Raw genomic sequence first — 15,852 nt, 5'->3', positions numbered from 1 at the left:
ATGCGTATAGTTGAAATTTGGAATTTAAAAAATTTGAATTTATTTAGCAGTAACCTTCCAAACTGTATTCCCGCTGTCGTCATTTACCAAAAGCGATCCGTCATTCATAACGGTAACCGCAACTGGACGTCCGTAAACTTCAGCTTTATTTTCATCAGAAATAAATCCGGTTAAAAAATCTTCTGGTTTTCCTGAAGGTTTTCCGTTTGCAAAAGGAACAAAAACTACTTTATAGCCAGATATGTTTGCGCGGTTCCATGATCCGTGCTGACCAACAAAAGCGCCATTTTTGTATTTTGCAGGAAAAGCACCTTTTGTGTAAAATGCTAATCCTAACGATGCCGTATGAGCACCAACTGAAACATCTGGAACAATTGCTTTTGCTGCCAAATCTTTGCGTTCACCTTTCATTCTCGGATCTAAGATGTTTCCATAATAAGAATAAGGCCATCCGTAAAATCCATCTTTTTTCACACTTGTAATATAATCAGGAACTAAATCGTCTCCTAATTCGTCACGCTCGTTTACCGCTGTCCAAAGCTCTTTGTTTACAGGATTCCAATCCATTCCAACCGGATTTCTAAGTCCAGATGCATAGATTTTTTCGCCAGTTCCGTCAGGATTAATTTCTAAAATTGCCGCTCGGCGAATTTCTTTGTCCATTCCGTTTTCACCAACATTACTTCCAGAACCAACAGAAACATAAATTTTAGTTCCATCAGCATTTGCAATTAAATTTCTAGTCCAATGATTGTTGTAGCCTCCAGCCGGAAGTTCAAGAATTTTTACACCTTTGGTTTCTAGTTTCAAAGGATTATTTTTATACGGATATTTATAAAGCCCATCTGTATTGGCAATGTAAAAAAAGTCTTTTAGAACCAGCATTCCAAAAGGTTTGTTTAAACCTTTTATGAATACTTCACGGGTTTCAAATTTTCCATCTTTGTCTTTATCACGCAAAACTGTAATCTGATTTTTACTCGTTCTTGTACCGCTTTCAACAACAAAAATATCGTTGTTTGGCGCAATATAAGTCCAGCGCGGGTTTTCAAATCCGTCAGCAAATTTTGTTACTGTAAAACCTTCTGGCGCTTTTGGCGTTTTTCCTTCCGGCCATCCAATTACTTTACTGTTATTGGTTTTCGATTCTGTTGCATAAGGCGGAGGTAAAGTAATATCTCCAACTGCAGTTTTTACAATAGTGCTGGGTTGTTTTGCTAAAGCTTCTTTTTCTTCTTTTTTTACTTGCCCGTTGCAGGCTGTCATTAAAGTCAGTAAGGATATAGAAAGTAACTGTATCGTTGTTCTCATTTTTTTTGGATTAAATATTTATCAAACAACAATTTAATGAAATTAAAAATATCATTAAGAAATGATTTGTAGAAATTAACTGATATTTAACATTAACAAAAAAATGGAAAACCTCGCTATATTTTGATACTTGCATTTGGTTGTAATTCTGTATCTTTGCCCATTATTTTAAATTTAAAAAATAATGATACAACTTCACGATAAACAATTTGTTCCGTTTATTTCGGCTAAAGAAATTGATTTTGCTTTAACTAAAATAGTGGCTCAGGTAGAAGATGATTTTGGAGATGATACGCCAATTTTCATTGGAGTTTTGAATGGCGCATTTATGGTTGTTGCCGATTTCTTGAAAAAATATAAAAGTCCTTGCGAAGTTTCATTTATAAAAATGGCTTCTTATGAAGGAACTGAAAGTACAAATACCGTTAAGGAATTAATTGGAATTAATCAGGATTTGTCTGGCAGAACCGTAATTATTATTGAAGATATTATCGATACAGGAAACACGATCGAAGAACTAAAACATATGCTTAAACAGCAAAACGTAAAGCATTTTAAAATTGCGACTTTGTTTTTTAAACCAGATGCATATAAAAAAGATATAAAAATAGATTATATCGGAATCAGAATTCCGAATAAATTTATTGTAGGTTACGGATTAGACTATGACGGTTTAGGAAGAAACCTTGAAGAAGTCTATAAATTAGCAGAATAGATTTAAGCATTTTAAGATTAAAAATTAAAAAATAACATAACTACATTAACAACACGATTAGAGAAATTTAAATATTTAAGATTGTCTAAATCTTGCATTTTTAAATCTTTCAATCATTAAATTACTTTTATGATTAACATTGTTTTATTTGGAAAGCCAGGAGCAGGAAAAGGAACTCAGGCAGAATTTTTAAAAGAAAAATACAAATTAACGCATCTTTCAACAGGAGATATTTTTCGTTTTAATTTAAAAAATGACACAGATTTAGGTAAAAAAGCAAGAGTTTTTATGGACAATGGAGAATTGGTTCCTTGCGAAGTTACAACTGCAATGTTAATAGATGAAGTAAATAAACACCCTGACACTGAAGGTTTCTTGTTCGACGGATATCCAAGAACTTTAGATCAAGCAGTAGCCTTAGATAAATTTTTGCCAACAATTGGTTCAAGTGTTACGGCAACAATCGCCTTAGAAGCTGATGATGAAATTTTGGTAGCGCGTTTGCTTGAAAGAGGGAAAACAAGCGGGAGAGTAGATGATCAAGACGAAGAAAAAATTCGTGTAAGATATCAGGAATATAATGAGAAAACAGCTCCACTTATTGGGTATTATAAAGAACAAGGTAAGTTTCATGCCGTAAACGGAATTGGAACTATAGAAGAAATTACAGAGCGATTAACGTCAGTTATAGATAATTTGTAGAAGCATTTCCGGCTGTACGAAAAATCCAGATAACTCTGGGCTTTTCTCTTTAATGTGGGCTAAAAAACAATAATCAGGAATACAATAAAAACGAACCAAACAAATAACGAATCTACTAAACATTGGAAATACTAATAATATTTTTTCTAATACTATTAAACGGAGTTTTCTCGATGTCAGAGATTGCATTGATTTCGGCTAGAAAAAACAGACTGGAAACAGCAGCAAAAAAAGGAAATAAGAGCGCCAAGATTGCACTTGATTTGGCTAATTCTCCAAACAAGTTTTTATCTACCGTACAAATCGGAATTACGCTAATCGGAATTTTAACTGGTATTTATAGTGGAGACAAAATCACAATGGATGTTGAGATTTTTGTCAGCGGATTTGCAGTTTTAAAACCTTATGCACATTCAGTTGCAGTTGGAATTGTGGTGGTAGTTTTAACGTTTTTCTCTTTAGTTTTAGGAGAGTTATTGCCAAAACGAATCGGATTGAATTATCCAGAATCAATAGCAAAAATGGTGGCTCTGCCAATGAAAATTGTTTCAATAGTAACAGCGCCGTTTATTTGGTTATTAACATCTTCAACAGATTTCTTGTTGAATGTGCTGCAGATTAAACCTTCTGCAGACGGAAAAGTTACCGAAGAAGAAATTAAAGCCATTATAAAAGAAGGAACCGAAGGCGGAGAAGTTCAAGAAATCGAACAAGATATCGTAGAACGCGTTTTTCATATTGGCGACAGAAAAGTTAATTCGTTAATGACGCACAGAAAATCCGTAGATATGTTGCCTTTTAATGCGGATAAATCTAAAATAAAAGAATTGGTTTTGCAGGATCTGCATACTGTATATCCAGTTTATAGAGACAATTACGATGATATTGTCGGAATTGTAACTTTGAAAAATATATTTGCCAACATCGAAAGTGATCATTTTGATTTGGCAGCAATAATGACAGATCCTCCTTATTTAATGGAACAGACTACAGCTTATAAAGCTCTAGAAAATTTCAAAAAAACAGGAGTTCATTATGCCTTAGTTTCTGATGAATACGGTGTTTTTCAAGGAATTATAACTTTAAACGACATTCTGGAAGCTTTAGTTGGAGATGCATCTGATTTTTATAAAGATGAATTTCAACTGATCGAAAGGGAAGATGGTTCATGGCTGGTTGACGGGCATTATTCATTGCACGATTTTCTAACGTATTTTGAGTTGGATGAATTGACAAATGACTATGAAGTAAATACAGTAAGCGGTATGATTATGACCGAGCTTTCTCATATTCCAAAAGAAGGAGAGAAATTAGTTTGGCAAAAATTTGTGCTAGAAGTCATCGATATGGATGGCGTAAAGATTGATAAAGTACTTGTAAAAGCGCTTAAAGAGTAAAGAGAATTTGTTTCAAGTTTTATTTTGTTTCAGGTTTCAAGTTAAGTGCGATGCGCCAACTTGAAACCTGAAACTTTAAACTTTAAACTATACATAAACAAAAAGAAAATGACAGAAGGAAATTTTGTAGATTACGTTAAGATATATGTTTCTTCCGGAAAAGGAGGAAAAGGATCTACGCATTTACATAGAGAGAAATTTATTGAAAAAGGAGGCCCGGACGGTGGTGATGGTGGTCGCGGTGGACACGTATATTTAGTTGGAAATAAAGGTTTATGGACATTATTTCATTTAAAATTCGCTCGTCATATTAAAGCTGGTCATGGTGGAGACGGTGGAGGAGATAGAAGTACTGGTGCAGACGGAGAAGATAAGTTTATTGAAGTGCCACTAGGAACAGTTGTAAAAGACAAAGAAACAGGCGAAACGTTATTTGAAATTACCGAAGACGGTGAAAAACAAATTCTTTCAAGAGGAGGAAAAGGTGGTTTAGGAAACTGGCATTTTAGAAGTTCAACTAACCAAACGCCTCGTTACGCACAGCCAGGTTTGCCAGGCGTAGAGATGGATGTGATTTTAGAACTTAAAGTTTTGGCTGATGTTGGTTTGGTAGGCTTTCCTAATGCTGGAAAATCAACGTTACTTTCTGTATTGACTTCTGCAAAACCAAAAATTGCTGATTATCCTTTTACGACTTTAAAACCAAACCTTGGAATTGTAGCATATCGAGATTATCAATCTTTTGTAATAGCAGATATTCCTGGAATTATTGAAGGTGCTGCTGAAGGTAAAGGATTGGGCCATTATTTCTTGCGTCATATTGAACGTAACTCAACTTTGTTATTTTTAGTTCCGGTTGATACGCCTGATATTAAAGCAGAATATGATATTTTGGTAAATGAATTAACCAAATACAATCCGGAAATGCTAGACAAAGAGCGTCTTCTTGTAATTTCAAAATGCGATATGCTGGATGACGAACTTAAAGCAGAATTGAAAGTAGAATTAGATGTAGCTTTCAAAGATATTCCGTATATGTTTATTTCATCTGTTGCCCAACAGGGTTTGACGGATTTGAAAGATAAGCTTTGGAAAATGCTGAACGATTAATTTATAGTATTAAAAAATCCAGCAAATTAAAATCTGCTGGATTAGTACTAATTAAAATATTTTATAGAAGAGACTTATTATGAGTCTCTTTTTTTATAACTGAAAGTTTTTAGAAATTCCGATTTTTACAGTTTTTCCGAAATCAAAACCAAAACGCTCTTGTTTTGGATAATCTGTACCTTCAAGATTATCATAGTTAATTCCTCCAATAGAAAAATTTAAACCAAAACCTCTTTTCATATTAATAAATAGTGCTGGAGTAAGATTTGCATAAATTCCATTTATATTATTTGATGAAGCACTTTGTGAGCCAACACCTAAATCTGTATAGAATGAAAATAAGTCTGACAACGGAGCTGTGTAACGCATAAAACCTCCGATTTTATATTTTTGAGTATTGCCAGAAATTTTGATATCGTTTTGTATCATATCATAATCACTGCTAATAATAGAAGCTTCAGCTCCAATTGTCCATCTTTCGGCAAATTGATAACCAACTTTTGGAGAAAATTCAAAATTGGTTGTTTTAGAGTCATCAATTTTTTCTGAAGAAAACCCAATGTTTCCACCAACTAGTAATGAGTTTTTTTGTGCATGCGATATTGTTGCAACAAATAGCGCAACTCCTAATAATAATTTTTTCATCTTGTTTAATAAATTAATTTTGGCAAATTTACACATCAATATTTTGTAAGAAATAATTTATGATGTTAATTTTTTTATGAAAGTAAATTTTTACAATTATATTAAAATATTAAATTTTTTAATTGTGATTATTTTAAATTTTAAGTACTTATTAAAAATAAATTCGAAGAAATTAAAAGATCATTCTTTATAATTAAATTATGAATTTCATAAAATAGATAGTTATGTCATTTGTTATATTTTGTTTTTCCCATTATATGAATGATATAATAGGAAAAGTGAGTTATATTCGCATTACTTAAACAAAATAACATGAAAAAAATAGTTTTATTCTTAACCATGTGCCTTATGGCTTTTCCTGCAAAAGCCGATGAAGGAATGTGGTTTTTGATGTTTATCGAAAGATTGAACCATAGAGATATGGAAAAATTGGGCTTGCAATTAACAGCCGAAGAAATTTACAGTATTAACCACCACAGTTTAAAAGATGCTATTGTACAATTTAACGGAGGCTGTACTGCAGAAATTGTTTCTAAAGACGGGTTAGTTTTAACGAATCACCATTGTGGCTACAATGCGATTGCTGAACTTTCTACAGCAGAACAAAACTATTTGAAAGATGGTTTTTGGGCAAAAGAAAGAAGTGCTGAAATGAAACCAAAATCATTGTACGTTCGTTTCTTTGTTCGTATGGATGATGTTTCAAAAAGGATTTTATCGAAAGTAAATGATACAATGACCGAAACAGAAAGAAATAAAATCATTCAGCAAGAAATTTCTTTAATTGAAAAAGAAAACAATGAAGGTGGAAAATATACCGTTTCTGTTCGTCCTTTCTTTCAAGGAAATGAATATTACTATTTCGTTTATCAAGATTATACAGACGTTCGTTTAGTTGGAACTCCACCAGAAAGTGTTGGTAAATTTGGAGGTGATACAGACAACTGGGAGTGGCCTCGCCAAACAGGAGATTTCTCTATGTTTAGAGTTTATGCTGATAAAGCTGGAAATCCTGCCGCGTATTCTAAAGACAATGTGCCTTTACAGCCAAAACATTATTTGCCCGTAAGTATCAAAGGTGTAAAAGAAAATGATTTTGCGATGATTTTAGGATATCCTGGAAGAACAAACCGCTGGATGCCAGCTGGAGGAATAGAGCAAAATATAAAATTTGCTTATCCTGCTTGGGTTGAAGGTGCAAAAACCGGAATGGATGTCATGAAAAAGTATATGGATAAAGATGCAACAGTTCGCTTGCAATATGCGTCTAAATATGCTTCGACAGCAAATTACTGGAAAAACCGTCAAGGTATGATCGATGCTTTAACAAAAGCAGGAACTGTTGACGTTAAAACGTTGCAAGAAGATAAGTTTTATGAGTGGGCAACTAAGCCAGCTAATAAGGAAAAGTACGAAAATGTAATTCCGACTATCAACGATTATTACAGAGAAACAAACTTAAAAGCGCGTCACGATAATTATTTATCACAGCTTTTACGTACGTCAAGTTATGCAGGCGGACCTGCAAATTTAGGAAATGCATTGATTGCTTACTATAAAGAAAATGATGCTAAAAAAGCTGAAATGCTGCCAAAAATCAACGCAATGGTTGAAAGCATTTATGGTGAATTTTACGCTCCATTAGAAAAAGATGTTTTAACAGCGCAATTAAATTTATACGCTTCTAAGGCTGCTGAATACGGACTTGCTCCAGAAGTTGCAAAAATGAAAACTGCAAATAATGGTGATTTTACTGCAGATGTAGCAAAAGCCACAGAAATCAGTTATTTTACAACTAAGGAAAAAGTACTGGCATTTTTAGCTGATCCAAAACCATTGGCAATTGTACACGATCCTTTGTATATTATTTCTAATGATTTATTGACGAAATACCGTTCTAAAACAGATGATCAAGCAAAAGCGGATGATGGTTTTGCAACTGCCTACCGCGAATTAGTTGAAGGTTTGAGAGAATCAAAATTAAATACAATTCAATATCCTGATGCAAACTCTACATTAAGATTGACTTACGGAAAAGTTCGTGCTTTGCCGGCAGATCCAAGAAACGATGCTGTTATCAACAATTATACAACCATGGAAAGTATGGTGAAAAAGTATAAAGCAGGAGATCAGGAATTTGATTTGCCAAAACGTTTATTAGAATTAAACAAAGCAAAAGATTACGGACAATATGCTGATAAAGCAGGATATATGCCAATAAATTTCTTGACTGATAACGATATTACAGGAGGAAATTCTGGTTCGCCAGTTCTTAATGGAAAAGGAGAATTAATCGGAATTGCTTTTGATGGAAACATCGAAGCGATGGCTGGAGATGTAATCTTTGATCCAAAATTACAAAGAACTATAAACGTTGATATTCGTTACGTACTTTGGATTATTGACAAATACGCTGGTGCAAAAAACATTATTGACGAATTGACGATTGTGAAATAATCTGATTTTTATTATAAAATAAAACCCGATAAGTCTCAGAGAAACTTATCGGGTTTTTTGTTGTTTTTATTTTGGAAAATGTGTGAGGCTGAGATTTTGAATTTGGAATTTTCATATTATAATTTTGAGAAGTGTTGTTAATCAACTTTCACTCGAATTCCTTTTGTATGACTTGCAAATTCTGGCGCGTACATACTTTCAATTGTTGTAATTCCGTTTGAGAATTCGCCACTGTTGTTTACTTGAATATCATATTCTAAAACATACGTTCCTTTGTTGATTTGATCAAAGAAGAAATGCGTTGCAGCATCTTTTGTACTCATATAATATCCTAATCGATCTTTGTATTGATATTCTGAAAGTACATTTACAGGTTCAAAACAAGAAGCTCTCATATCTTTTAAATGAACATATTCGGTGTCTTCTTTAGATGTTATAATCAATCGTACTGTAACTAAATTGCCGATTTTTAAAGGATTTTTAGATGTTATTTTTTCTAATTCATCACCTTTAACAGAACTCTTTTTTAAATATAATTCTTTTGAAACTGATAATATCGCTTCAGAATTGTTTTTAATTTTATCCAAATCTTCAAAATACTGCCAATAAATACCACCAAAGCCTGGAACTTTAGATTTGTTTTCAATTTTTATAGTGGCCATTTCTTTTTTTACTTCATCAGATTTCCAGTTTAGTTTGATGTAACCGGTTTCTGCTTCTTTTTCATTTTCTGATAATTTCTTGGTCGTGATTTTTTCATCTCCAAGTTTAATGACTGTGTTGTCTTTTACAGAAAGCCAATCACTTCCTTGCATTAATAAAGCATAAATTGCTTCTGTAGTTGCTTTTGTAGTTGGCCAGTTTTTCGTCTGTTTGTTTTTTAATAACCAGACTTTCATAGCATCTACCGATTTGGTGTCGTGAGTTACTTCGGCGAAAGCCTCAATCAATAAAGCCTGAGTTTCTATCGGCGCTTGGTACCAATACCAGCCAGCTTTATTGGCTATCCAATACATTCCCCAATCTTCATTGTTGGAAGAAGTTTCTTTTAGGCTTTCTATAATTTTTTTAGCACTTTCTTTTTCTCCAAAACGATTTAAAGTTAAAGAAGCTAATCCTTTTTCATAAAGTGAATACGACAACCAATCTTTTTTAATGGCCTCTATATACAATTTTGTCGCTTTTTTTAAAGTGTCAGATAATTTGTAATCGTCTAAATAAAAACTTCTAGTATAGAGATAATGCAAATCAGAATTTGGATTGATCCAAATTAATTTGTCGTTTGTTTTTAAATTTTTGGTTCTGATTTTATACGATTCTAAAAATTTGGTGTCTAAAAACGAAATGCCACTTTTGGCAATTGCTTCAATTTTATCTTCATTATCGCCACTTTTATTCAATTTAGATAAATGGCCTAAACCTGCCAGGATATGTCTTGTAATGTATTCGTTTTCATAGCCACCTTCAAACCAAGAAAATCCTCCAGACGAATGTTGTTTTTGTTTTAATTTTTCAAAAGTTGCTTCTTGAGAAGTTTTCATTTTCTCCAAATCAAATAAAAGGGCTAGATTTTTTTTCTTTTCATCTTCGCTTCGAGCGTCATTTAGCCAAGGTGTTTCGGCTAGAATAATCGATTTTAATTCGTCGTTTTCTTCTAATTTCACATTCAGTTTTCCGTTTTTTCTCCAGTTTTCAAAAACAGTTGCAATTTTAGTATTGCTTGCAATGATTTCTGAAGCCAAAGAATTGGCATAAAAACGAGCAAAAGTCTGTTCAGCACATTCGTGTTCATATTCCATTAAATACGGTAGAGCCTGAATCGCGATCCACGACGGATTTGAGGTATATTCTAATGTAAATTGATGATTTCTTAAAGTCGTTGAATTGTTGTTTTTTAAGTTCTCAAACGTATATTCTTTTTTAGAATTTTCGCGAACCCAAATCGGCATACTTTCTGTCACCAGCATATTGTTAGTCAAAACCGGAAGTATGTTTTCTTCACCATCAGAAAAATTCTCTGCTTTGGCTAAAATCTTATACTGAACACCTTGTAAACCTTCCGGAATTGAAACTGTCCAAGTTGCGGTTGTATTTCCAAAAGCGCTAACATTAAAATTGCGAATGTTTTTTACGTTCATCATTTTAGCATCAATTGGCTGCATTGTTGTCGCATTAAAAAACTGCAGGATTGCGATTCCGCTTTTAGCTTTATCTGTGACATTCGAAATTTTAGCAGAAATAACAATGGTGTCTTTTTCTCTAAAGAATCGAGGGAAATTTGGTAAAATCATTAATTCTTTTTGCGTGATTACACTTTTTTCTAAATAGCCAGAAACAGCATCTTTGTTATGTGCCAATAAACGAAGTTTCCAAGCGGTTAAAGCTTCAGGAGAAGTAAAATTGAAACTCACTTTTCCGTTCGAATCAGTTTTTAAATTGGGCAAAAAGAAAGCGGTTTCAGATAAATTTTTTCTGGCTTTTACTTGTGTTAAAGCTTCGAGCGCTTTTTTAGTTGTAATGATTATTACGCCGTTTGCGGCTTTGGTTCCGTAAAGGGATGTTGCTTCATTTCCTTTTAAAACATTTATAGAAACAACATCTGATGAATTCAAATTTTTAACATCCTCTGCGCTGGAAATTTTTCCATCTATAACATATAAAGGATTCGAAGCATCATTAATAGATACATCGCTGCGAATAACTAATTTAGCCGACGGAATTTGCATAACTGCTACGCCAGCTACTTTTCCTGATAACACGCTGTCAGTTTCATAGACGTTATTGTCTTCCTCAACTTGTACACCATTTCTAACAGCTTTCATTTTTGTTATTGATCCGGTTAAGTTCTTTTTTTTGGAAATTCCATAACCAACAATAACAACTTCTTCTAATTGGTTAGTGTTTTCGGCTAAAACTAAATCAATTGATTTATTATTTGCTACAATACTAGATTGGTCTTTAAAACCAATATAAGAAAAAACGATTTCTTCATTAGCCGTCGCTTCAATTTCATAATAACCATCAAAATCAGTTTGAGTTCTTCGTTGAGTTCCTTTAATGAGAACAGAAACACCGGGTAGAGGCAGTCCTGAACTATCAGTAACAATTCCCGAAATTAGTTTAGCATCTAATGGTTTTTTAATTTTTTTGCTTAGTTGTCTCTGGTATTCTCTTTGCAGATAAAGTGTATTATTGCTATTGTTAAAATCGAAACCAAACCAAATTAATTTTGTGCTTTCATTTTTTAATTCGATTCGTTTTGATGGTATGTTTAAGTTAGGAATTGAAACATACATTTTCTCAAATCCTAAAAGAGATTTCGTATTGCCACCAGTAGTGTATTGAACAAAATTTAAACTATTCCATTCTTTAATGGTAAATTGATCTAATGAACTGTCATACATTGATGCCAAAACCTCTGCTTCTTTTTTTGTTGCAATTCCATTTAATTTAAAAGACCAGTTTTCAGTACTTCCGGGTTGTATTTTGTTTCTAAATGTTTCTACATTAAATTTTAATTCTGGATTTACAGTTTTTAAAAATACATAAGTGCTGTAATTGAATCTTTCATTTTCAAATATGCTTTCAAAACTTATATTTACGGCGCCATGAAATTCTTTGTTTAATGGAATTTTAATCAAAGTTTCGTTGTTTTGAAGATGGTATGTTTCCTCATGAAAAGCAACACTATCATAGTTTCCGGTTGCTGTAATGTAAAGCTCAGGAATAACAGATGAAAGTTTTAACAATACAAAGCCATCTTTTTTTGCATCAGAATTCATTTGCTGTACCGAGAATAAGCGGCTGGCGTCTAATTTGTCTTTGCTTTGTGTAAGTTTAAAATTTGAAATAGTTTCAATTTTATTTTCAAAACGGTCTTTTGCTGTAAAAACTATTTTATAATTTCCAGATTTGTAATTAGAAATGAAATCTAACGGAATAACTTTGTCTTTTTGAGTGTCAATATTTTGCGAAAAAACTAAAGTTTCATCTGTTTTTGGAGTTTGGTTGATTTCGTACGGAAATAATTTTCCAAAATCTTCACTAGAAATATTTTCAATATCTGGCTGAGGAAAAACTCTTTGTTTAAATTTCCTTGAGAATGGGCTTATTAAATAAATTTTAATTTCACCTTTAACAGCTAAAAATTCATCGTTTAAGTTTGTGCTTGTAAGTTTGATTTCATTTTTATTTTTCGTTTCAATTTCATTAGGAATTGCAGTTTGTAAAACCAAATCATGATATCCAACTTTTACAATCGTTGTTGCTTCGTGCGTTTCGCCGTTTATATCTGTTACAGCAACTTTTATACTATAATTAAAAATTGGTAATTCTTCTTTTTTACTATTTTTCGGTGGCAAAGCAACAAATTCAATATTAAATTTTCCAGAAGCATCAGTTTTAGTTTCTCCCGTTGCTAAATTTTCGTTTTGTTGCTGCGAATAATAATCTCTAAAATAACTTGTATAGCGACTGACAGTGTAAGTTACTTTTGCATCAGAAATAGTACTTCCCGCAAAAGCTTTTGCATTTCCTTTTACTTTGATCGATTGATTAATTTGAAAGCTTTCTTTTTTAGGTTCGAAGGTCACTTCAAATTTTGGGCGTTTATATTCTTCAACGCTAAATTCTGTTTCAGAATTTTCAAAATGAACTTTTTCCCAAAATGGGTGTTCGCTTTCTTTTTTGTCGTATACAATATCATTCTCATAAGTTGTTGGTTCTCCGGCTGTAATTTTAAAAGAACCTGTAAGACCTGTTTTCGGAATAATAAATTCACCAGAAAAAGATCCAAACTCGTTTGTTGTTACGTCAAAATCTTTAAAATCGTTGCTGTCAGGATCTTCAACGACAATGTTAAATGTTGTGAAAGGAACTACTGAAGTTTTATCTCCTGATTTTTGAACAGCAATTCCTTTGTAATACACAGTTTGCCCTGGACGGTAAATGGCGCGATCTAAGTAAAATTCAACTTTACCTTGTAAAGCTTCTTTCTCATTTTCGGTGTATACGCTATTGTAATACAAATAATTTTTTTGAATAGAAATAGTGTCATTTGCTGTGTATAAATTTAAAACTCCATAATTTGAATTCTGGTTTGTTTTATTAAAAACTGCAATGCCGTTTTTATTTGTTTTTAAGGTGAAATCGCTTGATTTTAAAGTCACATTTTCTAATGGTTTTCCTGTTTTTCGGTCTAAAACCTGATAGCTTTCGGAGTTATAGTTTTGAGAAGCCAAAACTGTAAGGTTTGAAATTGTAATGGTTTCAAAAGCAAAAGCTTTTTTGTCTTTTGAATCTGATTCGCTTTCAAAATATATTAAATATGTACCTGTCTTTAATTGCGGAAGAAGTACTTCTGTAGAATATTCGAGATAATCTTTTTTATTTTTGAGTGAATAAGATTTGACCACAACGGGCTGTGTTTTATGAATAATAAAATCTCGAATACTATCCTTTGTAATGTAAAATTGTTTTAATTGAACAGCTTGAACCTGATTAATTTTAAAGAATGAGATTTTTAAATTCTCAACATTTTTGTATTGGATAAATGCTCGAGTATTCTCATCACTATAATTGTATTTTTGAAGCTGGGCACTTAAAGTTTTGTAACCTATATTTTCTTTTTTTTCAAGTGCCAATTTATAGGCATTTGATCTATTATTTACACTTAGTATACTATCTAATATAGAAACTGCCCTAATGTTATAATCTGGGTGCGTTTCTTTTGATGCCTTTTCTGAAAAATAAGAAGCTTTTTCTAATTGAATTTTTTGAATTAGAAATACATCCTTTGTGTTTTTTTGAAGATAAATTAGTGCCTCAAAATAATCCTCATCAGAATCTATTAAATACTGTTTGCAAAACTGAATTCGTTCCCATAAATTTTCCGTGTTTGGATTGTTAGTTTCTTGCTTTTGGTATAGCTCTAAAGCCAATTTCAAATTTTCATTTGTTACGAAATCGAAATTGATTTTTAAAAAATCACTCGATTTTCCTAACAAATCTTTTTTATAAAATGCAAAGTCACTTTTTTCGAATCCCCATCGATGCATTTTCTTTGTGTAAAGTTCAATGTTTTCGGATATTACATAATCTAATACATGGAGCGTTTTGAATTTTTCTACAGTTGAATAGTCGAAAATAGGTTCATATTTTATTAAAGATGTTTCCTTTAAAATAGATTCGTTATCCAAAGATTTTTTTTGAGCCAGATTGATTTGATCCGTAAAAATATTTGTGGTCCAAGTTAAAAAATCCTCACTCAAGGAATCGGTATTGGTTCTTCTTCTAATGCTATAATCATTTCGTGTATAATAATCATTCAAACACCTCGCATAAACCAAATTTAAAATGGCCTTTGATGGAATAGAAACGCGGTTTATATCTGTCTTTAAATTATTTAAAATTTTGGTTTTTGCATTTTCATCAACCACCTGTAAATATTTAGACTGATAAAAAAAGCATTTTATCATTTGTACTTCATCTTTTTCAGCAATTGATTTTTTATAGATTTTTTCAACTATTTCATTCGCTGATTTTATTTTGCCTTCGTTTTCTAAGTCAATTATTTTATTCCATTTTTTATCTGTTTGTTGTGCAAATAAGGTTGTAGAAATCAATAAGAAAGCAAATAATATATTTTTCATACTTCTGTTTTAGTATATAGAGAGCGATTTTTAAAGAAAGGTTGGGGCCAACTTTAAAATAATTTCGTACAAATTACTAATTTATCTCTAAAAGCAAATTATCGATGCGATATTTCGTTATTTTTGAGATATGAAAAAACTACTACTCTTTTTTTTATTTGTGCCCATATGTATTTGGTCGCAATCTAATTTTGAAAAAGCAGAAAAGTTATTTCATGCCAAAAAGTATGACGAAGCACAATTGCTGTTCGAAGGAATTTTAAAAACGAAACCTTCTGACATAAAAACAATTGAGTATTTAGGCGATATCGAAGCGTATAAAAAATCATGGGTTGACGCTGGAAAATATTTCAAGAAACTAACAGAGTTAAAACCAAACGAAGCGAATTATTTTTTTAAGTATGGCGGCGCCTTAGCCATGCGTGCGATGGAAGTAAATAAATTTAAAGCTTTAGGAATGGTCGATGATATGAAATCGGCGTTTGAAAAAGCAATTGCTCTAAATCCAAAACATATTCAGGCAAGATGGGCATTAATAGAATTGTATTTGCAATTGCCTGGGATTGTTGGCGGAAGCGAGTCGAAAGCACTAGCGTATTCGAATGAATTAGCACAATTTTCGCCCGTTGATGGTTATATGTCGAGAGGAAGAATTGATGAATATTTTAAAAGATATGCATCAGCAGAAAAAAATTATATCAAAGCAAATGAAATTGGTAAATCAAAAATTACATTTCAAAAATTATATAATTTATATTTGAACAAATTAAAAGACCCAAAAAAAGCACAAGAATTGAAACGAAAATTTGACGCTTAAAGGTCGATTCAAAGATAAATTTCAATTGAAAGATTGGAATTTAGAACT

Annotated in this window: 9 protein-coding genes; 6 read left to right on the top strand and 3 right to left on the bottom strand. The window is 32.1% G+C overall.

From position 1 onward, the window contains the following. Positions 1 to 39: 39 nt before the first annotated feature. Positions 40 to 1,311, bottom strand: coding sequence for a PQQ-dependent sugar dehydrogenase (locus IR010_RS10560; protein WP_194603618.1), 1,272 nt, complete (start codon positions 1,309 to 1,311; stop codon positions 40 to 42). A gap of 184 nt (positions 1,312 to 1,495) precedes the next feature. Here IR010_RS10560 and hpt point away from each other — a divergent pair, with 184 nt between their 5' ends. The 4 genes from hpt (at position 1,496) to obgE (ending at position 5,235) form a co-directional block, all read left to right on the top strand. Then, complete coding sequence (gene hpt, locus IR010_RS10555) at positions 1,496 to 2,026, top strand: hypoxanthine phosphoribosyltransferase (RefSeq protein WP_194603615.1); 531 nt, start codon at positions 1,496 to 1,498, stop codon at positions 2,024 to 2,026. 129 nt (positions 2,027 to 2,155) lie between these two features. Next, on the top strand, positions 2,156 to 2,728 hold the full coding sequence (locus IR010_RS10550) for an adenylate kinase (RefSeq protein ID WP_029272026.1): 573 nt from the start codon (positions 2,156 to 2,158) through the stop codon (positions 2,726 to 2,728). Positions 2,729 to 2,850: 122 nt separating this feature from the next. Beyond that, a complete protein-coding gene (locus IR010_RS10545) occupies positions 2,851 to 4,125 on the top strand; it encodes a hemolysin family protein (protein ID WP_082447160.1) in 1,275 nt (424 codons plus the stop codon). A gap of 108 nt (positions 4,126 to 4,233) precedes the next feature. Further along, complete coding sequence (gene obgE / locus IR010_RS10540) at positions 4,234 to 5,235, top strand: GTPase ObgE (RefSeq protein ID WP_029272028.1); 1,002 nt, start codon at positions 4,234 to 4,236, stop codon at positions 5,233 to 5,235. Positions 5,236 to 5,328: 93 nt separating this feature from the next. Here the strand turns inward: obgE and IR010_RS10535 are convergent, their stop codons facing one another. Further along, on the bottom strand, positions 5,329 to 5,880 hold the full coding sequence (locus tag IR010_RS10535) for an outer membrane beta-barrel protein (RefSeq protein ID WP_194568795.1): 552 nt from the start codon (positions 5,878 to 5,880) through the stop codon (positions 5,329 to 5,331). Positions 5,881 to 6,192: 312 nt separating this feature from the next. On the opposite strand from IR010_RS10535, the gene IR010_RS10530 reads away from it, so the two are divergent. Beyond that, complete coding sequence (locus IR010_RS10530) at positions 6,193 to 8,337, top strand: S46 family peptidase (protein ID WP_029272030.1); 2,145 nt, start codon at positions 6,193 to 6,195, stop codon at positions 8,335 to 8,337. Positions 8,338 to 8,474: 137 nt separating this feature from the next. On the opposite strand, the gene IR010_RS10525 is transcribed toward IR010_RS10530, so the two are convergent. Next, on the bottom strand, positions 8,475 to 14,987 hold the full coding sequence (locus IR010_RS10525; RefSeq protein WP_194603612.1) for a carboxypeptidase-like regulatory domain-containing protein: 6,513 nt from the start codon (positions 14,985 to 14,987) through the stop codon (positions 8,475 to 8,477). A gap of 130 nt (positions 14,988 to 15,117) precedes the next feature. Between IR010_RS10525 and IR010_RS10520 the strand changes: the two genes are divergently transcribed. Beyond that, on the top strand, positions 15,118 to 15,804 hold the full coding sequence (locus tag IR010_RS10520; RefSeq protein WP_194603609.1) for a tetratricopeptide repeat protein: 687 nt from the start codon (positions 15,118 to 15,120) through the stop codon (positions 15,802 to 15,804). The last annotated feature ends 48 nt before the right edge of the window (positions 15,805 to 15,852 follow it).

Origin of the sequence: Flavobacterium sp. MR2016-29, assembly GCF_015350695.1 — a bacterium.
In the GTDB taxonomy this organism is placed as follows: Bacteria; Bacteroidota; Bacteroidia; order Flavobacteriales; family Flavobacteriaceae; genus Flavobacterium.
Note: the sequence above shows the minus strand (reverse complement) of the source record. Positions and strands in the feature narration are given on the sequence as shown.